General features: G+C 71.3%; 20 protein-coding genes and 1 tRNA gene. 4 read left to right on the forward strand and 17 right to left on the reverse strand.

Features of this window, described 5'->3' with window-relative positions:
• Positions 1-32: 32 nt before the first annotated feature.
• The 9 genes from ftsR to EPD65_RS11150 form a co-directional block, all read right to left on the reverse strand.
• Entirely contained in the window at positions 33-758 is a 726-nt protein-coding gene (gene ftsR / locus EPD65_RS11110) for a transcriptional regulator FtsR (protein ID WP_131584117.1), read from the reverse strand.
• An 11-nt stretch (positions 759-769) separates the two neighbouring features.
• Positions 770-1,267 (reverse strand): FHA domain-containing protein, encoded by a 498-nt coding sequence (locus tag EPD65_RS11115; protein WP_131584119.1) that lies wholly within the window; start codon positions 1,265-1,267, stop codon positions 770-772.
• Positions 1,268-1,332: 65 nt separating this feature from the next.
• Entirely contained in the window at positions 1,333-1,719 is a 387-nt protein-coding gene (gene gcvH / locus EPD65_RS11120) for a glycine cleavage system protein GcvH (protein WP_131584121.1), read from the reverse strand.
• A gap of 55 nt (positions 1,720-1,774) precedes the next feature.
• Positions 1,775-2,512, reverse strand: coding sequence for a DUF881 domain-containing protein (locus EPD65_RS11125; RefSeq protein WP_131584123.1), 738 nt, complete (start codon positions 2,510-2,512; stop codon positions 1,775-1,777).
• Entirely contained in the window at positions 2,505-2,837 is a 333-nt protein-coding gene (locus EPD65_RS11130; protein ID WP_131584125.1) for a small basic family protein, read from the reverse strand. Before EPD65_RS11130 ends, EPD65_RS11125 begins: the two co-directional genes overlap by 8 nt.
• Positions 2,834-3,679 carry a DUF881 domain-containing protein gene (locus EPD65_RS11135; protein ID WP_165872977.1) on the reverse strand — a complete coding sequence of 282 codons (846 nt, stop codon included), beginning with the start codon at positions 3,677-3,679 and terminating at the stop codon, positions 2,834-2,836. Before EPD65_RS11135 ends, EPD65_RS11130 begins: the two co-directional genes overlap by 4 nt.
• On the reverse strand, positions 3,672-4,271 hold the full coding sequence (clsA, locus tag EPD65_RS11140; protein WP_131584128.1) for a cardiolipin synthase ClsA: 600 nt from the start codon (positions 4,269-4,271) through the stop codon (positions 3,672-3,674). The genes EPD65_RS11135 and clsA overlap by 8 nt, the downstream gene beginning before the upstream one ends.
• Positions 4,272-4,326: 55 nt before the next feature.
• Positions 4,327-5,364 carry a hemolysin family protein gene (locus EPD65_RS11145; protein WP_131584130.1) on the reverse strand — a complete coding sequence of 346 codons (1,038 nt, stop codon included), beginning with the start codon at positions 5,362-5,364 and terminating at the stop codon, positions 4,327-4,329.
• Positions 5,361-6,719, reverse strand: a complete 1,359-nt coding sequence (locus EPD65_RS11150) for a hemolysin family protein (protein WP_131584131.1) — start codon at positions 6,717-6,719, stop codon at positions 5,361-5,363. Before EPD65_RS11150 ends, EPD65_RS11145 begins: the two co-directional genes overlap by 4 nt.
• Before the next feature lie 92 nt (positions 6,720-6,811).
• On the opposite strand from EPD65_RS11150, the gene EPD65_RS11155 reads away from it, so the two are divergent.
• The 3 genes from EPD65_RS11155 (at position 6,812) to EPD65_RS11165 (ending at position 8,506) form a co-directional block, all read left to right on the forward strand.
• A complete protein-coding gene (locus EPD65_RS11155) occupies positions 6,812-7,642 on the forward strand; it encodes an adenylate/guanylate cyclase domain-containing protein (protein WP_131584133.1) in 831 nt (276 codons plus the stop codon).
• 85 nt (positions 7,643-7,727) lie between these two features.
• Entirely contained in the window at positions 7,728-8,402 is a 675-nt protein-coding gene (locus EPD65_RS11160) for a hypothetical protein (protein ID WP_131584134.1), read from the forward strand.
• 30 nt (positions 8,403-8,432) lie between these two features.
• Positions 8,433-8,506: transfer RNA gene (locus tag EPD65_RS11165), tRNA-Pro, on the forward strand.
• A gap of 66 nt (positions 8,507-8,572) precedes the next feature.
• Here the strand turns inward: EPD65_RS11165 and hutI are convergent.
• From hutI to hutU, 6 genes are all read right to left on the reverse strand, one after another.
• Positions 8,573-9,721 carry an imidazolonepropionase gene (hutI, locus tag EPD65_RS11170; RefSeq protein WP_131584135.1) on the reverse strand — a complete coding sequence of 383 codons (1,149 nt, stop codon included), beginning with the start codon at positions 9,719-9,721 and terminating at the stop codon, positions 8,573-8,575.
• Positions 9,718-10,905, reverse strand: coding sequence for an allantoate amidohydrolase (locus EPD65_RS11175; protein WP_131584137.1), 1,188 nt, complete (start codon positions 10,903-10,905; stop codon positions 9,718-9,720). Before EPD65_RS11175 ends, hutI begins: the two co-directional genes overlap by 4 nt.
• A gap of 40 nt (positions 10,906-10,945) precedes the next feature.
• Positions 10,946-12,379, reverse strand: a complete 1,434-nt coding sequence (locus EPD65_RS11180; RefSeq protein WP_131584138.1) for a purine-cytosine permease family protein — start codon at positions 12,377-12,379, stop codon at positions 10,946-10,948.
• Positions 12,380-12,482: 103 nt separating this feature from the next.
• Positions 12,483-13,082 carry a HutD/Ves family protein gene (locus EPD65_RS11185; RefSeq protein WP_131584140.1) on the reverse strand — a complete coding sequence of 200 codons (600 nt, stop codon included), beginning with the start codon at positions 13,080-13,082 and terminating at the stop codon, positions 12,483-12,485.
• A complete protein-coding gene (locus EPD65_RS11190) occupies positions 13,079-14,413 on the reverse strand; it encodes a formimidoylglutamate deiminase (RefSeq protein WP_131584141.1) in 1,335 nt (444 codons plus the stop codon). The genes EPD65_RS11185 and EPD65_RS11190 overlap by 4 nt, the downstream gene beginning before the upstream one ends.
• Positions 14,410-16,068 (reverse strand): urocanate hydratase, encoded by a 1,659-nt coding sequence (gene hutU, locus EPD65_RS11195; RefSeq protein ID WP_131584143.1) that lies wholly within the window; start codon positions 16,066-16,068, stop codon positions 14,410-14,412. The genes EPD65_RS11190 and hutU overlap by 4 nt, the downstream gene beginning before the upstream one ends.
• Before the next feature lie 217 nt (positions 16,069-16,285).
• Between hutU and EPD65_RS11200 the strand changes: the two genes are divergently transcribed.
• The gene (locus EPD65_RS11200) at positions 16,286-19,537 is read left to right on the forward strand and encodes an NAD-glutamate dehydrogenase domain-containing protein (RefSeq protein ID WP_165872978.1); all 3,252 of its coding nucleotides are present in this window, start codon (positions 16,286-16,288) and stop codon (positions 19,535-19,537) included.
• Between the two features lie 56 nt (positions 19,538-19,593).
• On the opposite strand, the gene EPD65_RS11205 is transcribed toward EPD65_RS11200, so the two are convergent.
• A complete protein-coding gene (locus tag EPD65_RS11205; RefSeq protein ID WP_131584146.1) occupies positions 19,594-20,349 on the reverse strand; it encodes an IclR family transcriptional regulator in 756 nt (251 codons plus the stop codon).
• A gap of 20 nt (positions 20,350-20,369) precedes the next feature.
• A complete protein-coding gene (hutH, locus tag EPD65_RS11210) occupies positions 20,370-21,929 on the reverse strand; it encodes a histidine ammonia-lyase (RefSeq protein ID WP_131584200.1) in 1,560 nt (519 codons plus the stop codon).
• Positions 21,930-21,972: the final 43 nt, after the last annotated feature.

The following is a 21,972-nucleotide window of genomic DNA, read 5'->3' on the forward strand; positions in this document are numbered from 1 at the left end:
GTCAACCACCCTACTCGCGCACCGGAGATGGCTCAGCGGCTACGGCGCAGGCCGCTCTTGACCAGCGTGGCGTGCAGCCGGACCGAGAGCGCGGCAACCGACGCGGCAGCCTCCTCGGCCCGCGCTGAGGCAGCGGCGTCGCGACCGTTGCGCAGCGGAGCCGTGACCTGCTCGACCAGCCCGACCTCACGGTCAGCGGCAGCCTTGAAGGCGCGCAGGTGGCGCGGCTCGATGCCGAACTCGGCGAGCTCGGCTGCGGTGCGCGCGATGAGCAGCGCGTCCTCGTCGTACAGGCTGGTGCCGGTGCGTGGACGCACCAGGCCGAACTGCTCGAGCTCGGCGAGCTGCTCCTCGGAGATGCCGGCGATCTTGACCAGCTCCTTGCGCGACATCCGCACGTCACCGCGCTGCTGGAAGGACTCGGCACTGGGCATGCCGTCGGGGGCCAGGGCGACGGTCGGGACCGTCGGCACCACGGCAGCGATGGGCGGCGGCTCGAGACCCCGGTCGATGGCGTCGAGGTGCTCGCCGATCACCTTGAGCGGGAGGTAGTGGTCGCGCTGCATCCGCAGGATGTAGCGCAGCCGCTCGACGTCGACCGAGGAGAACTTGCGGTAGCCGGAGGCCGTCCGCTCGGGCTTGATCAGCCCCTCCGCCTCGAGGAACCGGATCTTGGGGATCGTGACCTGGAAGTCCTCACGCAGCAGGTCCATGACCTGCCCGATGTTCATCCGCGCCGCCGCGGATGCTCCCGGCATTGCCCCCATGCTCAGGCCTCGGCGTGACCGGCGAAGAAGACCAGGCGGTACTTGCCGATCTGGACCTCGTCGCCGTCCTGCAGCGTCACCGAGTCGATGCGATCGCGGTTGACGTAGGTGCCGTTGAGCGACCCGACGTCCGAGACGGTGTAGGCCGCGCCGTCGCGGCGGAACTCCGCGTGGCGGCGCGAGACGGTGACGTCGTCGAGGAAGATCTCGCTGTCGGGGTGGCGACCGGCGGTGACGACCTCGGCGTTCAGGAGGAATCGCGAACCCGCGCTCGGACCCCGCTGGACGACGAGCAGGGCCTGGCCCTCGGGCAGCGCGTCGACCGCAGCCGACTCCGCCGAGCCGATGCCGCGCTCAGCGGCATCGAACGTGATCGTGGCGGTCGTCTCGCTCTCGCTCTCGCCAACCGGAGCCGCCGTGGGCGCCAGACGGGTGCCGCACTGGGAGCAGAACCGCGCCTCAGCGGGGTTCTGGTGACCACAGTTCGTGCAATAGGGCATTTCTGCCACCCTCCCTGATCCGGCATCACCCTCAACGGGAGGTCGAGGGTGCTGCCTTCAACGTATCAGCCCTGGAGTGATGCTTCGTAGGCCGCGGCGTCCAGCAAACCGTCGACGTGCGAGGCGTCCGAAGGGACGACCTCGAAGAGCCAGCCCTCGCCGTACGGGTCGGAGTTGACGAGCTCCGGCGTCGCCTCGAGCGCCTCGTTGCGGGCGACGATCTCGCCGGCCACCGGGCAGTAGACGTCGGAGACCGACTTGGTCGACTCGAGCTCGCCGATCGCCGCGCCCGCGCCGACCGTGTCACCGACCTCCGGGAGGGAGACGTAGACGATGTCGCCCAGCGCGTCCTGCGCGAAGTCCGTGATGCCGACGCGCACCGAACCGGCAGCCTCGCCCGGGGTGCGGACCCACTCGTGCTCGCTGGTGTACTTCAGGTCGTCGGGGATCACTGCGACTCCTCAGGAGTTGTCCGCAACAGCATGCGGGGCGGGTTTCACGGGCAGGTTAGCGGTCGGAATCGGGCTGTGCGAACTGGGGCTCGCCGACCGGCACGACCGCATCGACGACGATGTCGTCGTCCTTGGTCGTGGTCAGCTCGCCACCCGCGTCCTCGACCCGCTCGATGGGTCCGAACGGGAAGTCGAGAGCTCCCTCGAGGGCCGAGGACTCTCCGATCACGTCGATGACGTACGGCGCCGTCACGATCTCGCCACCGACACGGATGCCCTCAGCGGAGTCCTCGAACGACGTCTGCGCGGCGACGCGCACCCGGTCGTTGAACTCCATCGCCTCGGCACCCGTGGCACGCAGCTCCTGCACCATGTCGAGCAGGATCGCGGCACTCACCTTGGAATCGGGATCCGTGATCGTGATGCGTACGCCGGGGCCGTGGGCGGCCACCGTGCCGGAGAGGATGCCGAGCGCGATCTCCTCCTGCTTGGCCAGCTTCACCGCGGTCTCGCGACTGCTGGTGCTGGTCTTGAGCCGGTCACGGTCGGTGCGCAGCCGGTCGATCTCCTTCTCGGCCCGCTCTGTGCTCGATGCGAGACCGTCGAAGGCGCGGACCAGGTCCGCCTGGCGCAGGCCGCTCAGGTCATCGTTGGACTGGCGGGCCACCTGCGTCGCGGCACCGAAGCCGAGCACGAAGAGCAACCCCGCCACGATCCAGTGGCCCCGGCCGGGTCGGCCGAAGAACGAGGCCCTGATCCGCTCGCGGGCGTTGTCCTGCTGCTCCTCAGGCATGGAAGACGTGCCTCCGGATGGCAGCGGCGTTGGAGAAGATCCGGATGCCGAGGACGACGATGACGCCGGTCGTCAGCTGGCCGCCGACGCCGAGCTTGTCGCCGAGGAAGACGATCGCCGCCGCGATGAGCACGTTGCTCACGAACGAGACCACGAAGACCTTGTCGTCGAAGATCCCGTCGAGGAATGCACGGAGCGCGCCGAAGACCGCATCGAGCGCGGCGACGACGGCGATCGGCAGGTACGGCACGAACGGCGTCGGCACGTCGGGCTTGAGCAGCAGTCCGACGACGACGCCGGCCAGGAGTCCCAGCACTGCGATCACGGGGCGACCTCCTCGGTCTTGGCGTCCGCCGGCTTCGCACGCACCAGGTCGGGGCGCGCGGCTGCGGGCAGACGCAGATTGGTCTGGTTGTTCATGCTGAAGACGAAGCCGAACCGGGAGCGGAGCCCCAGGAAGTCGACACCCGACGAGGTCTCGACGAAACGGCTCTGCAGGGAGTTGACGTCACCGACCGCCAGCACGACGTACGGCGGGCGGAGGGCGCGGTCGTGGACCAGGATCGCGCTGCCGGCCGTGCGGATGCCGGTGGTCACCGTGAGCCGGATGCCGTTGATCGAGATCGCCTCAGCACCGGCGGCCCAGAGCCCGTCGACCAGCGTCGCGAGGTCCTCGTCGCGGACCACGCCGTCGGCGGATCCGTCGGCGGAGTTGTCGAGGCTTGCCTTCACGCCCCCGCCGCGCACCGCGTGGTAGCCCGCGACCGCACCGACGTCGTCGTTGTGGGCGGCCAGGGAGTTCTCGGTGCGGGTGAGCGACTGCTGGCGTGTGGTCAGCGAGGTGATCTCGTCCTGGAGGTCGCCGATCTCGCGGTTGGCGTCGCGCAGGCCGTCGCGCTTGAGGCCGATCTGGTGCACCAGCTCGTCGCGCGCCAGGGCGTCAGCGCCCGCGGAGGCCTTGGTCTGGACGGCAGCCACCACGAGGAGCAGCCCGAACACGGCGACGATCGCGGCGGCGGGCCAGCGGCGTACTCCCTCGGAGGCGGGCTCGCCCGCGGCCTTCCGCACCTCCGCGACGTGCTGGTAGTCGACATCCAGCGAGTTGCGGATGACGACGTCGAGCAGCGGCATCGTGACGTGTGCCGGCAGCGGAGCGCGCTCAGGCATCCGTACGCGCCGCCCTCGGGTCGGGCGCCGCGAGGAGCTTGCGCACCTGCCATGCATAGAGCAGGCCGGCCCACCAGTAGAGCGTGATGCCCCACCAGGCGAAGGCCCAGCCGAAGACGTTGGCCATCGTCGCGCCGACGGACTCGCCCTGCCCGAGGAGCAGCAGCGGGAACGCATAGAGCAGGTTGAACGTCGCAGCCTTGCCGAGGAAGTGCACCGGCAGCGCGCTGTAGCCGCGCTTGCGGAGGAACGGCACCAGGCACCACAGGAAGAGGTCGCGAGCGGGCAGCAGGACCGCGACCCACCACGGGATCACGTCGCGCATCGCGAAGCCGATCACCACGGCCAGGATGTAGAGACGGTCGGCGACCGGGTCGAGGATCTCCCCGAGCGCCGAGCGCTGGTCGAGCCTGCGCGCCGCGAATCCGTCGGCCCAGTCGGTGACTCCCGCGACCGCGAGGACGCCGAGCGCCCACCAGTCCGCGTGCGGGCCGAGCAGGAGCCACAGGAAGAGGGGTACGCCGGCCAGCCGCACGAAGCTCAGTGCGTTGGGCAGCGTGAGCACCCGGTTGCTGCGTCGTACTGCCTGCACGTCTCCCCTGCCGGTCCTGATCGTCGTGGCGCGTTGCGTTGAACCCTAGTCGGGCTCAGTCCTCGTCGTGGTGAGCCGCGTCGCGAATCTCGCCGACAAGCTCCTCGAGCACGTCCTCGAGGGTTACCAGACCGATGACCTCGCCGGCATCGCTGACTACCCGCGCCATGTGCGCACCGCGGCGCTGCAGGGTCTCCAGCGCGTCGTGCAGGACGTCGTCCGGCTGCACGCTCGCGAAGGGGCGGATCCACTTGTCGTCGATCGGACGCAGCCGACGGGCCTCGTCGGTCTCGAGCACGTCCTTGATGTGCACGTAGCCGAGCCAGTCGCCGTCGTCGCCGGTGACCGGGAAACGCGAGAAGCCCGTCGCGGCACACAGCTCCTCGACGACCGACGCAGCAGCCCCGCGCGGAAGCGTCGTGACGCCGGCGGGGTCCAGCACGACGGACGTGACCGTCCGCTCGGTGAAGCCAAGGGCACCGGCCAGGCGGCCGTACTCGTCATCCTCGAGCAGGCCCTCGCCGCGCGACTCCTCCACCAGCGCAGCGACCTCGTCGCGGGTGTAGGTCGAGGAGACCTCCGACTGCAGCTCGACACCCACGAGCCGCAGGATGCCGGCGGCGAAGGCGTTGACCACCACGATGACGGGGCGCAGCACGACCACGAAGCCCCAGACCGCGGGACCGAGGATCAGCGCCGCGCGGTCAGGGCCGGCGAGCGCGATGTTCTTGGGGATCATCTCGCCGAGGACGACGTGGAGGTAGACGACCACCATCAGCGCCACGACGAACGAGATCGGGTGCTCCAGGTGCCCCGGCACGTGCAGGGCGTGCATCACCGGCTCGAGCAGGCGCGCGACGGCGGGCTCGCCCACCGCACCGAGGACCAGCGAGCAGACGGTGATGCCGAGCTGGTTGACACCGATGACGAGGGAGATGTTCTCCATGGCCTTGAGCGTCGTGCGGGCCAGGGCGGAGCCCGCCTCGGCCTTCGGCTCGATCTGGGTACGCCGGGCCGCGACGAGCGCGAACTCGGCGCCCACGAAGAACGCGTTGCCGAGCAGCAGCGCGACGGCGAGAAGGACCGCGGTCATGCGTCATCCCCCTCGGCCTCGGGCTCGGACTCCTCGACGCTGAGCCGGATCCGGTCGATCCGTCGTCCGTCCATGCGCTCGACGTGCAGCCGCGCCGTACGCCGGAGGGCCGGGTGCTCGGGGTCTGCGGCGAGGTCGACGACGGCGACGTCGCCGGCCATGGGAACGCGGCCGAGGGTGCGCAGGACCAGTCCGGCGATCGTGTCGTAGTCGTCGTGCTCGGGCAGCTCGACACCGGTCTCGTCGTCGACCTCGTCGGGCCGCAGCAGACCGGAGAGCGACCAGGAGCCGTCGCGACGCTGGTGCACACGGGCACCCAGACGGTCGTGCTCGTCGGAGATGTCGCCGACGATCTCCTCGACCACGTCCTCCAGAGTGACGATGCCGGCGTGGCCGCCGTACTCGTCGAGGACGACAGCGAGCTGGAAGCCCTCGCCGCGCAGCAGGGCAAGAAGCGGGTCGAGGCGCAGCGAGTCAGGCACCACGATCGGCGGCACCATGATGTGGCGCACGCGGGTCGTCGTGCGCTCGTGCACGGGCAGGGCCACGGCGTGCTTCACGTGGACCGTGCCGACGACCTCGTCGCCTTCGCCGTAGACGGGAAAGCGCGAGTGGCCGGTCTGGCGCGCCAGCTCGATGACCGCGATGGCGCGGTCCGTCGAGTCGAGGCTGTGCACACGCACGCGCGGCGTCATGATCTCGCCGGCTGTGCGGGCGCCGAACTCCACGGAGCGGTCCATCAGCTCGGCGGTGTCGGCATCGAGCGTGCCCTGGTCGGCGGAGCGCTGGATCAGCGACTGGAGCTCCGCGGGGCTGCGTGCAGAACGCAGCTCCTCCTGAGGCTCCATGCCGAGGCGGCGTACGACCGCGTTGGCGGAGCCGTTGAGGAGCCAGATCGGGAACCGGTTGACGCTCGTGAAGGTCCGCTGGAAGCGCTGGGTGGACCGAGCAACGGCCATTGGGCGAGCGACGGCGAGGTTCTTGGGGACCAGCTCGCCGAAGACCATCGTGAGCAGCGTGCTCAGCGTCAGGCCGATGCCGAGCGCGACCGGCCCGACGGCTCCGTGCGGGAGACCCGCGGCCTTCAGCGGCGCGTCCACGATCTCCGAGATCGCGGGCTCGGCGAGGAAACCGATCGCGAGGTTGGTCACGGTGATGCCCACCTGGGCGCCCGAGAGCTGCGTCGAGAGCGACTTGAGCGCGGTCTGCACTCCCCTCGCTCCGCCGTCACCCTCGGCTGCGAGCCGGTCGACCTGCCCGCGGTCGACGGTGAGGAACGCGAACTCGGCGGCCACGAAGGCGCCGGCGGCCACGATCAGCAGGAGCGAGACGACGAGCAGGATCCACGCGGTCACGGGCGGACCTCCGGGGCACGGGGTGGTTGCACAGGCCCTGGGTCGCACTTCACACCCCGCACCCTACTGGCCTGCGCTAGCGTCACTCCGCGATGGACCTCTCCCCCGGCGCCTCCCTGCTGACGGCAGCGCTCGCCTGTGCGCTGGCCGTGTCGGTCGTGCTCCTCCTCGTCAGCCGCGTGCAGCTGCGGCGTACGCGGCGCCGCCTGGCCGCCGTCGAGAACGCCGCCGAGCCGCTCACCAACCAGGCGGCCAAGGCGGCCGGCTGGGCGGTCCGTGGGGTCGTCGGCACCGCCGTCCGGATCCGTGAGCAGGGCGTCGGCGGCATGCTCCGCTCCTCCATCGAGGAGCTCACCGGCTTCGCGGTCGAGGACAAGCAGGCGATCGACCGCGTGATCGGCGACGACGGCACCGTCACCATCGTCTTCTCCGACATCGAGGACTCGACCGTCCTCAACGAGCGCCTCGGTGACGACGCCTGGGTCGCGCTGCTCGACGCGCACGACCAGGTCATCCGCAAGCTTGTCGCCAAGGCCGGCGGGCACGTCGTGAAGTCCCAGGGCGACGGCTTCATGCTCGCGTTCGGCGACCCGGCTGCCGCGGTCGGCGTGGCGATCGCGATGCAGCGGGCGCTCACCGTCTCGCGGCGCCGCGCGCTCCGTCGTACGCCGATCCGGGTGCGCATCGGCGTCCACGCCGGGCACGTGGTGCACCGCGAGGGCGACTACTTCGGCCTCAACGTCGCGATGGCCGCCCGTGTTGCCGGACTCGCCGTCGGCGGGGAGATCCTGGCGACCGAGGGCGTCCGCGACTCCGTGCCGGACCAGCACTTCCGCCTGCGCATGCCTGCGGCCAGCCTCAAGGGGATCCCCGGCCACCACCAGTTGTGGTCGGTCGACTGGACCCCGGTCCGTCCGAACTAGGGTCCCGAATCTGGCTCAGTTGAGCCAGAAAGTGCCGGTGACCGCTAGATTGGAAGGCACTGCAAACCGCCAGGAAGGAGGACCGGTGACCGTGACCGAAGAGCAGGCTCTCGAGCCGACTCCGCCGGCTCCCGCTGCCATGACGTACGCCGACTTCGGCGAGGCGTTCCTGCGCAAGGTCATCCACCGCCGCCGCGTTCTCGAGGTGATCGAGCGCGTCCTGGGCGAGAAGATCGAGCTCGGCCCGATCGGCGCCGGCCCCGGCCGCAAGTTCGCCAAGGTGCGCGCCACCGGCTGGTTCCAGCCGGTCTCCGGTGTCGAGATCCCCGGCCCGGACATCGGGTTCCGGATCATCGTCCCGGTCGACGTCGACTTCGAGATCGAGATCGCCCGCGACGTCAACCGCTTCCGGGCGCGTCTGCTCGTGCCGATCACCGTGCGGCTCCGTCTCGAGCCCCCGCTCTACCTGCTGGTCGACGTCGCCCTCCCGGAGGAGGACGAGGTCTCGCTCCAGGTCGACACGGACAAGCGCCGGTCCGCTGTGCTGCAGCGCGTCGCGGGTCTGGAGAACGAGCTGCGACGCTTCATGACCCGCGTCATGGAGAAGGAGTTCGCCAAGCCCCACATCCAGCGGATCATGCGCGTCGACCTGCTCCAGCTGGTCGATGACACGTGGCCGGAACTGGTCGACCGGCTGCTGCCGGACGACCCGCCGCCACACCACGACCCTGATGCAGAAGCAGCCGCTCACCTGCTGTAGGGTTCAACCGCTCCCGCCAGCCGGGGGCATCGGGCTGTGGCGCAGTTTGGTAGCGCACTTGACTGGGGGTCAAGGGGTCGCAGGTTCAAATCCTGTCAGCCCGACAGAAAACCGCCTCTGACCTGCTTCACGCAGGTCAGAGGCGGTTTGTCGTTGATGGGGCCGATCGCTCAGGCGCGAACCCCTCCGCGCCACGTCTCCGCGACGAGCGGTACGCCGGGGCGGTAGGCCAGGTGGACGTGTGACGGTGCGTCGAGGACGGCGAAGTCGGCGCGGGCACCGACGGTCAGGCGGCCGACGTCGGTGCGGTCGAGGGCGGCCGCTCCCCCGGCGGTCGCCGCGAGCACGGCCTCGGTCGGCGTCATGCCCATGTCGCGGACCGCGATCGCGATGCAGAACGGCAGCGAGCTGGTGAAGCACGAGCCCGGGTTGCAGTCGCTCGCCAGTGCGACACGGACTCCGGCATCGATGAGCCGCCGTGCGTCGATGTACGGGTGGCGGGTCGAGAACTCGACACCGGGCAGCAGTGTCGCGACCGTGCCGGACTGCGCGAGTGCGTCGACGTCCGCATCCGAGAGATAGGTGCAGTGGTCAACGGCGACCAGCCCGAGCTCGCACGCCAGCTGGACGCCGGAGCCGTAGTTGAGCTGGTTGGCGTGCAGGCGACCGCGCAGGCCGACAGCCGCACCAGCAGTGAGGATCGCCCGGGCCTGGTCGGCGTCGAACGCTCCCTTCTCGCAGAAGACGTCGATCCAGCGGGCGTGGGGCCGAGCCGCCTCGAGCATCGGACCGGTGACCAGGGCGACGTACTCCTCGGGCGTGATGCCCTCCGGAACGACATGGGCGCCGAGAAAGGTCGTCTCGTCGGTGAACTGCCGGGCGATGGCCAGGCTGCGCGCCTCGTCGGCGACGGAGAGGCCGTAACCGCTCTTGATCTCGAGCGTGGTCGTGCCCTGCCGCTGCATCTCGTCCACGAGCCGGCGGACGTGCGCCGTCAGCTCCTCGTCGCTCGCGGACCGCGTCGCGCGCACCGTCGTACGGATGCCGCCGGCGGCGTAGGACTCCCCCGCCATCCGTGCAGCGAACTCCGCCGACCGGTCACCCGCGAAGACCAGGTGGCTGTGCGAGTCGACGAAGCCGGGGATGACCGCGCGCCCACCCATGTCGTACGCCGCGTCAGCAGCGGGTGCCTCGGCTGCGGCGCCGACCCACGCAACGGCCCCGTCGTCGACGACGAAGGCGGCCTGCGTGAGCACCGGCTGCTCCGCATCGCCGGTGACCAGCTCGCCGATGCCGGTGACGAGCAGCGAGCCGGTCATCGGGTCAGCTCCTGCAGCGTGTCAGCCAGGGCGTCGACGCCCGCAACGCAGTCAGCCATCCCGGCCTGCTCGTCGGGCGAGTGGGAGATGCCGGTCGGGTTGCGGACGAAGAGCATCGCGGTGGGGATACCCGCCGTCGAGAGGATGCCGGCGTCGTGACCGGCCTGGGTCGGGATGACCGGCCAGCCGCCGGGAGCCGCGATCCGGGCCGCGAGGTCGGCGTCGAAGTCGACGGCGGTCGACAGTGATTCGGCCGTCACCGCGACGGTCGTGCCGTCGATGCCGGCGCGCTCGGCGGCTGCCTTCTCCAGCGACGCCACGAGGTCGGACAGCATGGCCTCACTCTCGCACCGGGCGTCGAGCCACGCAGCAACCCGCGACGGCACGGCGTTCGTGCCGTTCGGGGTCGCCTCGATCCGTCCGAACGTCGCGCGCTGACCGGTGCGGCGAGCCTCCGTACTGGCGACAAGCGCCGTCTGCGCGAAGGTCAGCATCGGGTCGCGGCGGTCCTCCATGCGGGTCGCACCCGCGTGGTTGGCCTCACCGTCGAAGTCGAAGCGCCACCGCCCGTGCGGCCAGATCCCGCTCGCGACACCGACCGGCGCCTCGAGGTCGACGAGGTTGCGGCCCTGCTCGACGTGGAGCTCGACGTAGCACCCGACCCGGTCCAGCCAGGCCGAGCGACCGAGCGCCGGCTCAAGCCCGGCGTTCGCCATCACGTCCTCGAGCAGCAGGCCGTCGCGGTCGCGCATCAGCCGCGCGTCCTCGACGCTGACCAGACCGGTCGCGAGCTGCGAGCCGAGGCACCCGATGCCGAAGCGTGAGCCCTCCTCGTCGGCGAAGACGCCGATCGCGATCGGACGCCGCGGCGTGAAGCCGCGATCGCGCAGCACGTCGACCGCAGCGAGGGACGAGGCAACGCCGAGCGGGCCGTCGTACGCGCCGCCGTCGAGGACGCTGTCCAGGTGGGACCCGGTCAGGACGGCGTCATCGCCGCTCCCCCACCAGGCCACGAGGTTGCCGTTGCCGTCAGCCTCGAGCTCGAGGCCGCGGCGCGTGCACTCCTCGCTGAACCACGCCCGCATCTCCATCTCGGCCGCGGTGTACGGCTGGCGGAAGTACCCCTGCGTGGAGGCCGACCGGCCCACGGGCGCGATGTCGGCCCACATCTGCTCGAACGTCATGCTCGAAGTCCATCCGTTGCGCGATTGTCCAGCAAGGTCATCAGCGGGCGTGCTGTCCGGCATCCCAGACAGGCTCCGCCACGGCCACGGACGACGTCGTACGACGGGCCCAGGCGTAGTACAGCGCCGAGGTCACCACGAGGCCGACCAGCCAGGAGATGTCTGCGCCACCGAGGGCCTTCGTCGCCGGACCGGTGTAGAGGGTCTGGGCGAGGAACGGGATCTGCGCGACCACGCCCACGGCGTACGACGTGAGGGCGACGAGATTCCACCGTCCGTAGCGGCCGTCGGGGTCGTAGAGCGCGTCACGGTCGATCTGCTCGTGCGAGATCAGGTAGTAGTCGACGAGGTTGATGGCGCTCCACGGCGTGAAGACCATGAGCAGCACCAGCACGAAGTTGCGGAAGCTGGTCAGGAAGTCGGCCGAGGCGAAGATCGCCACAGCGACGGATGCCGCGATGAAGCCGCCGATGTAGAGCGCACGGACGACCTGCCCGACCTGGTTCGTACGCCGGAACGCCGACACCGTGGTCAGCATGGTCATGAAGCCGCCGTAGGCGTTGAGGCAGTTGACCGTGAGCTTGCCGACGACGATGACGAGGTAGATCGCCAGCGCCACGGCACCGCCACCGGCGAGGTCGCCGAGGAAGCCGACCTGGTTGCCCAAGAAGCCGATGCCACCCTGCGAGGCCGGGATCGCTGCCACGAGGGCACCGAGCGTCATGGACCACTGCGAGCCGAGGACGCTGCCGGCGAACGTCGCCCAGAACGTCGCGGGCGCCGGGGTGTCGGACGGCAGGTAGCGCGAGTAGTCCGCGACGTACGGGCCGAAGGTGAGCTGCCAGCCGGCGCCGAGCGAGATCGCGAGCAGGAACGTGACGATGTCGAACGGCTTCGCGCCCAGCAGGCTGCTGATGTCGTGCTGCGTCGCCAGGCGGATGCCGAGGTAGGAGAAGCCGATGATGCCGACGACGGTCGAGACCCGCCCGATCGTGTGGATGTAGCGGTAGCCCAGGGTCGCGAAGACGGCGGTCAGCGCACCGAAGACGACGATGCCGAACCACCGGGCGTCGACGCCGACCGTCTCGTTGATCGCCTGGCCTGCCAGCACCGTGCCGGTGGCAGCGAACCCGAGGTACATCGTGACGACGAGGACGAGCGGAATCGCCGCACTGTAGACGCCGAACTGCGCGCGGCTGCTGATCATCTGCGGCAGACCGAGACGCGGGCCCTGGGCCGAGTGCAGCGCCATCACGGCGCCACCGAGGATGTTGCCGAGGACCAGGCCGATGATCGCCCAGAGCGCGTCGGCGCCGAACACCACTGCAAGGGCGCCGTCGACGATCGCGGTGATCTGCATGTTCGCGCCGAACCACAGCGTGAACTGGCTGCGCGGCGTGCCGTGGCGTTCGGACTCCGGCACGACGTCGATCGTGCGGCTCTCCATGCGGGCGGCGCCCTCGGGACTCGCCATGATGACTCCTCGGATCTGGCCGGCTCGGGACCGGCTGGACGGTAGCGGGTCGTGTGACCTGCCCCTCATTGCACAGGGCTGGAGCCGACGGCCGACAGGTCCGTCAGCCGGGTCGCGTCTGGGATTCCAGACGATCGACCGGGGCAATCCGCACGACGGCACAGCGGCCCGAGCCAGCTGCCGTGAGCGGGCGGTCGGTGACCAGGACGTCCCCCGGAAGGAGGGGTGCAGCTTCCTGACCGGCCGCCGCGTCGATGCTGCCCGTCAGGCCGATCAGCAGGAGCGGCTCGCCGGCGTCCAGGTCGTGCACTGCCCCGGCGCCGGTCAGCTCGAGGATCTCGACGTCCGCGCGGACGCGACCCCGCCGCGTCATCACGTTGAGGTCGCGGGTGGGACCGGCGACGGTGCAGGCAACGCTGAGGCCACCGTCGAAGGCGAAGGGCTGGAACCGCTCGAGCACCTCGGTCACCCGGGGAAAGCGGAGCGTCATCGCCGGTCCGTCCAGCAAGGTGATCACCCGGTCGACACCGGGAAAGAGCGAGAAGTCGCCGGAGCCGTCGACGTCCGCGAAGCTCACCCGCCAGTCGAACGCCGACGCGGCGTCCGCATCCGGCGGCCACGCAGCGACCTCGGCGGTCATGCCCCCGCCGTTGCGCCACGGGCGCCGGACGTGCTCGGCCGAACGACGGAGCTCGAACGTCATTGTCCGAGTCCGACGATCGCGCGGTGGAGCTCGCCGGGCACGTCTTCGAGGGTGACGTGCTGCCGGCCGCGGACGATCTGCCTGCCGCCCACGACGACGTCGGTGACGTCGGGCGCGGACCCGGCGAAGACGGCGGACTCCAGCAACGTGTCCGTGCCCCAGCCCGCGAGCCGCACGGAGTCGAGGGCGATCGCGGTGAAGTCGGCGAGCGCGCCTGCCTCGAGGCGCCCGGCGTCGGCCCAGCCCAGCGAGGCGTGGCCATCAGCGGTCGCCGCGCGGAGCAGCTCGGCGGCCGTCCAGTGGCCCCGGCGTTCGGTGCGCAGGCGTTCGTCCATCTCCAGCCCGCGGGCTTCCTCGAAGAGGTCGATGATCGCGTTGCTGTCGCTGCCCAGGGAGATCCGCGACCCGGCGCTGGTCAGATCGCGGGCCGGGCCGATGCCGTCAGCGAGGTCGCGCTCGGTGGTGGGCGTCATGCAGATCGTCGTGCGCGTGCCGGACAGCAGGGCGATGTCGCCCTCGGTCAGGTGCGTGGCGTGCACCGCGGACGACCGCGCGCCGAGCGCGCCGTGTCGACCGAGCAGCTCCGTCGGCGTACAGCCGTGGTGCTCCTGGCAGGCGGCGTTCTCTGCGCGCTGCTCGGAGAGGTGGAAGTGCAGCGGCGCCTCCCGGTCACGGGCCCAGTCGGCGACGGTTGCCAGCTGGTCGGCGGGCACAGCCCGCACGGAATGGATGGCGGCGCCGACCCGCGCATGGTCGCTGCCGGACAGCGCCGACACGCGGCGGGCCCAGGCATCCGCATCACCGTCGGTGAACCGCAGCTGCGTGCCCGCGAGCGGCTGGCCCGGGCCGCCGGTGAGGTAGCAGGCGTCGAGCAGGGTGATCCGGATTCCGGCCTCGCCCGCAGCCGCGATCAGGGCCTCGCCCATGGCGTTCGCGTCGAGGTAGGCACGACCGGCCGCGGCGTGGTGCAGGTAGTGGAACTCCCCCACCGACGTGATGCCGGCCAGCGCCATCTCGGCGTACGTCGCCCGGGCGAGGTCGAAGTAGGACTCCGGCGTGAGGCGCGACGCGACGGCGTACATGTCCTCGCGCCAGGTCCAGAACGTGCCACCGCCGCGGTGGGTGCGGCCGCGTAGTGCCCGGTGGAAGGCGTGCGAGTGGGCATTGGCCATCCCGGGGATGGTGAGCCCCCGCAGGCGCACAGCGCCTGCGGGGGCAGCCTCGATGCCCGGCGTGACGGACCGGACCCGGTCGCCGTCGACCTCGATGAGGACGTCGGCGTGGGTCTGCTCGCCACCGAGCCAGGCGTGCTCGGCGAGGTACGCCGTCATGCCTTTTCCTGCATGGGGATGCGGACCCCACGCTCAGCAGCAACCTCGGCGGCCTCGTCGTACCCGGCGTCGACGTGCCGGATCACGCCCATGCCCGGATCGTTGGTCAGGACCCGCTCGAGCTTCTCCGCAGCGAGGTCGGTGCCGTCGGCGACGGTGACCTGGCCCGAGTGGATCGAACGACCCATGCCGACGCCGCCACCGTGGTGCAGCGACACCCAGGTCGCGCCCGACGCGGTCGCGGTCAGCGCGTTGAGCAGCGGCCAGTCGGCGATCGCGTCGGAGCCGTCCTTCATGGCCTCGGTCTCGCGGTAGGGCGAGGCGACGGAGCCGCAGTCGAGGTGGTCACGGCCGATGACGATCGGCGCCGACAGCTCGCCGTTCTTCACCATCTCGTTGAACTTCAGGCCGGCCAGGTGGCGCTCGCCGTAGCCGAGCCAGCAGATGCGCGCCGGGAGGCCCTGGTAGTGCACCTTCTCCTGCGCCATGCGGATCCACTTGTGCAGGCGCTCGTTGTCCGGGAAGAGCTCGAGGATCGCCTCGTCGGTCTTGCGGATGTCCTCCGGGTCGCCGGAGAGCGCAGCCCAGCGGAACGGGCCCTTGCCCTCGCAGAACAGCGGCCGGATGTACGCCGGCACGAAGCCGGGGAACTCGAAGGCGCGGTCGTAGCCGCCCTTGCGTGCCTCGTCGCGGATCGAGTTGCCGTAGTCGAAGACCTCGGCGCCGGCGTCCTGGAACTCCACCATGGCGCGCACGTGCGCGGCCATCGAGGCCTGCGCCTCCTTGGTGAAGCCGGCCGGGTCGCGCTCGGCGGACGCCTGCCAGTCCTCGAAGGCGATGCCGATCGGGAGGTACGACAGCGGATCGTGCGCGGAGGTCTGGTCGGTGACGATGTCGATCGGCGCCTTCATCTCCAGCAGCTGCGGGAAGATCTCTGCGGCGTTGCCGAGCAGGCCGATGCTCAGGCCCTTGCGGGCGTCGCGCGCCGCGATGGCCAGCTCGAGCGCGTGCTCGAGGTTGTCGGCCTGGACATCGAGGTAGCGGTGCTCGATCCGGCGCTTGATCCGCGAGTCGTCCACATCGACGCAGATCGCGACACCATCGTTCATCGTGACGGCCAGCGGCTGCGCGCCACCCATGCCGCCGAGGCCGGCGGTGAGGGTGATCGTGCCGGCCAGGGTGCCGCCGAAACGCTTGTCGGCCACGGCCGCAAAGGTCTCGAAGGTGCCCTGCAGGATGCCCTGGGTGCCGATGTAGATCCACGAGCCGGCCGTCATCTGGCCGTACATGGTCAGGCCGAGCTCCTCGAGCCGGCGGAACTCCTCCCAGTTGGCCCAGTCGCCGACCAGGTTGGAGTTGGCGATCAGGACGCGCGGAGCCCACGTGTTCGTCTTCCAGACACCGACCGGCTTGCCGCTCTGGACCAGCATGGTCTCGTCGTCCTCGAGGTCGGTCAGCGTGCGCACCAGGGCGTCGTACGCCTCCCAGCTGCGCGCAGCCTTGCCGGTGCCGCCGTAGACGACCAGGTCGTCGGGGCGCTCGGCGTTCTCCGGGTCGAGGTTGTTCATCAGCATGCGCAGCGGGGCTTCGGTCTGCCACGACTTGGCAGTGAGCTCGGTGCCGCGGGGGCTGCGGACGGGGCGCGCGCCTTCCATGGGCTTCTCCTCATTCTCAGGTGGTCTTGGGGGCTCGTGGCCCATCTCCATTCACGCAGCCGGCCGGGCCGCCGGGAAGGCATGAAGAACGCAACCGGTCTGGGATGACAGACAGTCGCCGGACCGCCGCACACGGCCTGGCGCCTGTCTGGAATCCCGGACAGAGGTGCGGCTCCACCAGTCGCACACGGCCATTGCCCAGGCGCTCAATGGACTCGTGACCACCACCCAGCTCTCGCCCGCTCCCGCCTCCGCTCCCGCCTCCACGGCCTCCGCCCCGGCCGCCGCCCCGCGTGTCCGGATCGCACCTCACGACCAGCCGGGTCACGTTGCCTGCACCGTGACCTGGCCCGCCGAGCCTCCGCTCGTCGCGGACGCCGTTGCGCTCTTCGACAGCCTCGGCCTCCGGGTCGCCCGCCACGGCACCGACCGTGACAGCGACGTATTCGACCTCGTCGGCTCCGTGGGCGACGAGGACCGCTTCGCCGACGCGCTCGCGGCCATCCACCGTGGTCACGCCGAGCAGGACGGCCTGAACCGCCTGGTCACCTCGGCAGCGCTCGACTGGCGCCAGGTCAGCCTGGTCCGCGCTCTGTGTCGCTACCTCCGCCAGGCCGGCAGTGCCCTCGGTCTCGACTACGTCGAGCAGACCCTGGTGCGCAACACGAACGCCGTGCGGGCGATCGTGACGCTCTTCGAGGCGCGCTTCGACCCGGACGCGGAGGAGTCGGCCGAAGAGGTCGCGGAGGCCGAGCTCGTCGCCGCCCTCGACGGCGTCGCCACCCTGGACGAGGACCGCGTGCTGCGCAGCATCGCCGAGGTCGTCCGCGCGACGCAGCGGACCAGCTACTGGTGCCGCGATGCGGCCGGCGACCCGCTCCCCCGGATCACGCTGAAGATCGAGCCCGGGCGCCTCTCGTTCGTGCCGGCTCCCCTTCCGCTGGTCGAGACCTGGGTCTACTCGCCGGAGGTCGAGGGCCTCCACCTCCGGACCGCGCGCGTGGCCCGCGGCGGGCTCCGCTGGTCCGAGCGCCCGGAGGACTTCCGCACCGAGGTGCTCAGCCTGATGAAGGCCCAGGCGGTGAAGAACTCCGTCATTGTCCCGGCCGGGGCGAAGGGCGCCTTCGTCGTGCGTGCGCCCCTCGACGGCCTCGCTGCGGACGCCGCACGCGACGCGGTGCGCGCGGCGTACGCGACGTTCGTACGGGGTCTCCTCGACGTCACGGACAACCTCGTCGGCGGCGCGGAGCAGCCCCCTGTCGGCGTACGCCGCCACGACGGGACCGACTCCTACCTCGTCGTCGCTGCCGACAAAGGCACGGCGACCTTCTCCGACCTCGCGAACTCGGTGGCCGCGGAGTACGACTTCTGGCTCGGCGACGCGTTCGCCTCGGGCGGCTCGGCGGGCTACGACCACAAGGGCATGGGCATCACCGCCCGCGGCGCGTGGGTCTCGGTCGAGGCCCACCTGCGGGAGATCGGCCTGGATCCGACCCGCGACGAGCTGACCGTCGTCGGCATCGGAGACATGTCCGGCGACGTCTTCGGCAACGGCATGCTGCTCTCCGACCGGATCCGCCTCGTGGCCGCCTTCGACCACCGGCACATCTTCCTGGACCCCGACCCCGACCCCACCGCGTCGCACGCCGAGCGGCAGCGGCTCTTCGACCTACCCGGCTCGACCTGGGCGTCGTACGACGCGTCGCTGCTGTCGGCGGGCGGTGGAGTGCACTCCCGGCAGGCCAAGCAGATCCCGCTCACGCCGCGCGTCCGCGAACGTCTCGGCATCACCGAGGATCGCGCGTCGATGACGCCGGACGAGCTGATCGCCGCGCTCCTCGCGGCACCGGTTGCCCTCCTGTGGAACGGGGGCGTCGGCACCTACGTCAAGGCGACCGACGAGACGCACGCCCAGGCGGGCGACACGACCAACGAGGCAGTGCGGATCGACGCCAGTCGCCTCCGCGCCCGGATCGTCGGCGAAGGGGGCAACCTCGGCCTGACGCAGCGGGCACGCATCGAGTTCGCGCAGCACGGCGGACGGGTCAACGCGGACTTCGTCGACAACTCCGCGGGCGTCGACACCTCCGACCACGAGGTGAACCTCAAGGTCCTCATCGACGCGGGCGTTGCCCGCGGCCGGTTCACGCCGGCGGAGCGCGATGACCTGCTCGCCTCGATGCAGGACGACGTCGCCGCCGCGGTCCTTGCCGACAACCGGGACCAGGCGCTCGCGATCAGCCTCGCCGTACGCCGCGGGGCGCTGGGCCTGGACCGCCACTCGCGTCTGATCGCCATGCTCGAGCGCGACGGTCGTCTGGTCCGCAGCCTCGAGAACCTTCCGGACGACGAGGAGCTGGCCCGCCGCCGCGCCCGGGGCGAGGCGCTGAGCCGACCCGAGGTGGCCACGTTGCTGGCCTGGTCGAAGGGCAGTGTCCGCGCTGACCTGCTCGCCTCCGACCTGCCGGACGATGGTGCGGTCCAGGCGATGCTCGACGGCTACTTCCCGCCGCCGGTGCGCGACGCCGCACTGATCGCGGCTCATCCCCTGGTCCGCGAGATCGCCGGCACGGTGCTGGCCAACGACCTGGTCAACCAGGCCGGGCCCGGCTTCTTCTGCCGACTCGAGGAGCGCACCGGTGCCCGCCTGCCCGAAGCCGCGGCGGCGTTCTTCATCGCGCGTGAGGCCCTCGGCCTGCGGGAGCTCTGGCACGAGGTGGTCGCACATCTGGAAACCGCCGAGGTCGAGACCGTCTTCGATGCCCTGGCCCGGGTGCAGGACCTCACCGAGCAGGCGTCGACCTGGCTGCTCCGCCACGACCGCGTAGGCGGCGGGCTGGCCGCTGAGGTCACCCGTCTGGCCCGTCAGATCAGTCAGGTCCGGGACGCGCTCGTCGACGCCCTCGACGAGAGCCAGCAGGCACTGGTCGACGAGGAGAGGGTGCGGTTCGTCGAGGCGGGCCTGCCCGAGGCAACGGCGCAGCGGCTGGCGCTCTGCGGCCCCCTCGCCGCCGCGCTCGACGTCGTGGAAGCAGCGACCCGGGCGGACGCCCTGCCCCTGCAGGCGACCGCGGCGTTCTTCGAGGTCGGCCGGCTGCTGCAGCTCGACTGGCTCCGCTCGCGCGCAGTCGCCACGCCGGGCAATCCGCACTGGGTCGCGCACGCCTGGTCCGCCGTCGCCGACGACCTGCTCTCGCTCCAGGGAGAGCTGACCGTCGCCGCCCTGCTCCGGCCCGCCGACGGGTGCGCCGGCAGCGGTGCTCCCTGCGATCACCAGGACCACCGCTGCGACGCGGTCGCCTCAGCGGCTGCGGACGGCGTCGTGGCCGCCTGGGCTGCCCGGCACCGTCAGGCAGTCGGCAGGGTCGACGCACTCGTCACCGAGCTCCGGGCCGCGCCCGCCGTCGACCTGGCCATGCTGACCGTCGCCGCACAGCAGCTCCGGGCTCTGGCCCGCAGCGCCGCCTGACCGCAGACGAAAGGGCCCGTCCACCGTGAGGTGGACGGGCCCTGTCGGTGTCGGGATCAGCCGCCGCCGAGGCGGCGCGAGAGCAGACGAGCGGTCGCGGTGACGTCGACGACGAGCCGCTGCACCAGATCGCGGGTCTGTTCGGCGACCGGGTAGGTCACCGTCACGGCGGCCACGGGATAGCGCGCGGCGTCCAGCACGGGGACCGCGATGGACGCCAGGCCCTCGGAGACCTCGCCGTCCTCGCTCGCCCAGCCCTGCGCGCGGACGTCCACCAGAAGGCGGCGCAGGTTGGACAGCGACGACGGCGCACCGGCGACCCCGGCGGCGAACGCGTCGCGGTCGGCGTACAGCGCCTTGACCTGGGGTTGCGGCAGGGCCGCGAGCATGGCGCGCCCCGACGCCGTGGTGAACGCCGGGAGCCGGACGCCCACGTCGGTGATCAGCAGCGGCCGCCCGGCGGCGCGCTCCTCGATGACGTAGACGACATCGCGACCGAGCAGCACCGACAGGTGCGCACTGTTGCGGCACCGGTCGGCAAGCGCTGCCAGTGGACGGCGGGCCAGGCGCTGCAACGGCTCCTGCCGGGCATAGCCGCTGCCGAGCTCGTGTGCGGCGACGCCGAGGCCGTAGACCCGCTGGTCGGGGTAGTGCACGACGAAGCCGAACTCGATCAGCGTGTTGAGGAGGTGGTACGTCGTCGAGCGCGGCAGCTGGAGGGAGCGCGCGATCGCAGTCGCCTGGACCGGGCTGGCCTGGCTGGAGAGGTAGCGCAGGATGCCGAGCGTCTGCTCGGCCGCAGGAACGGCCATGGACCCACCTCTCCCAGGACTCAGGCCAGCGTACCGACGACCGACTCCGCCGCGGCGAGGACAGCGCCCTCGGCGACGAGCGCGACGGCAGCCTCGATCTCGGGCGAGAGCCAGCGGTCCACGCCAGGCCCCTGGATACCTGCCTCGCGCAGGCGGCGGATGACTGCGCCCGTCGCCGGCGACGGCTCCAGCGGCGCGCGCAGGTCGAGGGCGCGGGCAGCCGTGAGCACCTCGATCGCGAGGACCCGGGTCAGGCCGTCGACCGACTTCCGCAGCTTGCGGGCAGCGGACCAGCCCATCGAGACGTGGTCCTCCTGCATGGCGCTGGACGGGATGGAGTCCACCGACGCGGGGGCTGCGAGGCGCTTCAGCTCGGAGACGATCGCCGCCTGCGTGTACTGGGCGATCATGTGGCCGCTGTCGACACCCGGGTCGTCGGCGAGGAACGGCGGCAGGCCGTGGTTGCGGGCCTTGTCGAGGAACCGGTCCGTGCGTCGTTCGGAGATGGACGCGACGTCGGCCGCGATGATCGCGAGGAAGTCGAGGACGTAGGCCACCGGAGCGCCGTGGAAGTTGCCGTTGGACTCCACCCGGCCGTCGATGACGACCGGGTTGTCGACCGCGCTGGCGAGCTCGCGGCCGGCCACCGTGGCGGCGTGGGCCATGGTGTCGCGCGCGGCACCGTGCACCTGCGGCGAGCAGCGCAGCGAGTAGGCGTCCTGGACCCGGTTGCAGTCGGGACCGCGGTGCGAGGCGACAACGCCGGAGTCCCGCAGCAGGGTGACGAGATTGGCCGCGCTGAGCGCCTGGCCGGGGTGCGGACGGATCGCCTGGAGCTCCGGGGCGAACACGCGGTCGGTGCCGAGCTGGCCCTCGACGCTCATCGCGGCGGCGATGTCGGCGGTGGCCAGCAGCATCCGGAGGTCCTCGAGGGCGAGCACCAGCATGCCGAGCATGCCGTCGGTGCCGTTGATGAGCGCCAGGCCCTCCTTCTCGACGAACTCGACGGGCGCAAGTCCGGCTGCGCTGAGCGCCTCGGCGGCGGGCATCAGGGTGCCGGCTGCGTCGCGGACCTCGCCCTCGCCCATCAGCGCCAGCGCGCAGTGCGAGAGCGGAGCGAGGTCGCCGGAGCAGCCGAGCGAGCCGTACTCGCGGACGACGGGCGTGATGCCGTGGGTGAGCAGGTCGGCGAGGAGCTGCGCGGTCTGCGGACGTACGCCGGTGTGGCCGGTGGCGAGGGTGGAGAGGCGCAGCAGCATGAGGGCACGGACCACCTCCCGCTCGACCTCCGGACCGGAGCCGGCCGCGTGCGACCGGACGAGCGAACGCTGCAGCTGTGCGCGGAGCTCGGGAGCGATGTGACGCGTGGCAAGGGCGCCGAAGCCGGTGGAGACGCCGTACGCCGGCACGGTGGCGCCGGCCAGCTCGTCGATCACCAGGCGCGCGGCGCCGAGTGCGGTCAGCGCGTCGTCGGAGAGGGTCACGGCGGCGCCGTGGCGTGCGACGGCGACCACGTCCTCGAACGAGACCGGGCCGGTGCCCACGGAGACGGTGGCGGCGGGACGGGCGACGTTGATCATGGCGGTCATGGGTCAATTACAGGACCCCTCGCCCCGATCGAGA

Source organism: Nocardioides jejuensis (assembly GCF_004337475.1).
GTDB classification, from domain to species: Bacteria; Actinomycetota; Actinomycetes; order Propionibacteriales; family Nocardioidaceae; genus Nocardioides; species Nocardioides jejuensis.

Excerpts from the sequence above, each read along its gene's own strand:
- hutU (WP_131584143.1), bottom strand. The coding sequence starts at position 16,068 with ATGGAAGGCGCGCGCCCCGTCCGCAGCCCCCGCGGCACCGAGCTCACT.
- EPD65_RS11190 (WP_131584141.1), bottom strand. The coding sequence starts at position 14,413 with ATGACGGCGTACCTCGCCGAGCACGCCTGGCTCGGTGGCGAGCAGACC.
- EPD65_RS11155 (WP_131584133.1), top strand. The coding sequence starts at position 6,812 with ATGGACCTCTCCCCCGGCGCCTCCCTGCTGACGGCAGCGCTCGCCTGT.
- ftsR (WP_131584117.1), bottom strand. The coding sequence starts at position 758 with ATGCCGGGAGCATCCGCGGCGGCGCGGATGAACATCGGGCAGGTCATG.
- EPD65_RS11205 (WP_131584146.1), bottom strand. The coding sequence starts at position 20,349 with ATGGCCGTTCCTGCGGCCGAGCAGACGCTCGGCATCCTGCGCTACCTC.
- EPD65_RS11125 (WP_131584123.1), bottom strand. The coding sequence starts at position 2,512 with ATGCCTGAGGAGCAGCAGGACAACGCCCGCGAGCGGATCAGGGCCTCG.
- EPD65_RS11175 (WP_131584137.1), bottom strand. The coding sequence starts at position 10,905 with ATGACGTTCGAGCAGATGTGGGCCGACATCGCGCCCGTGGGCCGGTCG.
- EPD65_RS11115 (WP_131584119.1), bottom strand. The coding sequence starts at position 1,267 with ATGCCCTATTGCACGAACTGTGGTCACCAGAACCCCGCTGAGGCGCGG.
- EPD65_RS11180 (WP_131584138.1), bottom strand. The coding sequence starts at position 12,379 with ATGGCGAGTCCCGAGGGCGCCGCCCGCATGGAGAGCCGCACGATCGAC.
- EPD65_RS11185 (WP_131584140.1), bottom strand. The coding sequence starts at position 13,082 with ATGACGTTCGAGCTCCGTCGTTCGGCCGAGCACGTCCGGCGCCCGTGG.
- hutH (WP_131584200.1), bottom strand. The coding sequence starts at position 21,929 with ATGATCAACGTCGCCCGTCCCGCCGCCACCGTCTCCGTGGGCACCGGC.
- hutI (WP_131584135.1), bottom strand. The coding sequence starts at position 9,721 with ATGACCGGCTCGCTGCTCGTCACCGGCATCGGCGAGCTGGTCACCGGC.
- EPD65_RS11135 (WP_165872977.1), bottom strand. The coding sequence starts at position 3,679 with ATGCCTGAGCGCGCTCCGCTGCCGGCACACGTCACGATGCCGCTGCTC.
- EPD65_RS11145 (WP_131584130.1), bottom strand. The coding sequence starts at position 5,364 with ATGACCGCGGTCCTTCTCGCCGTCGCGCTGCTGCTCGGCAACGCGTTC.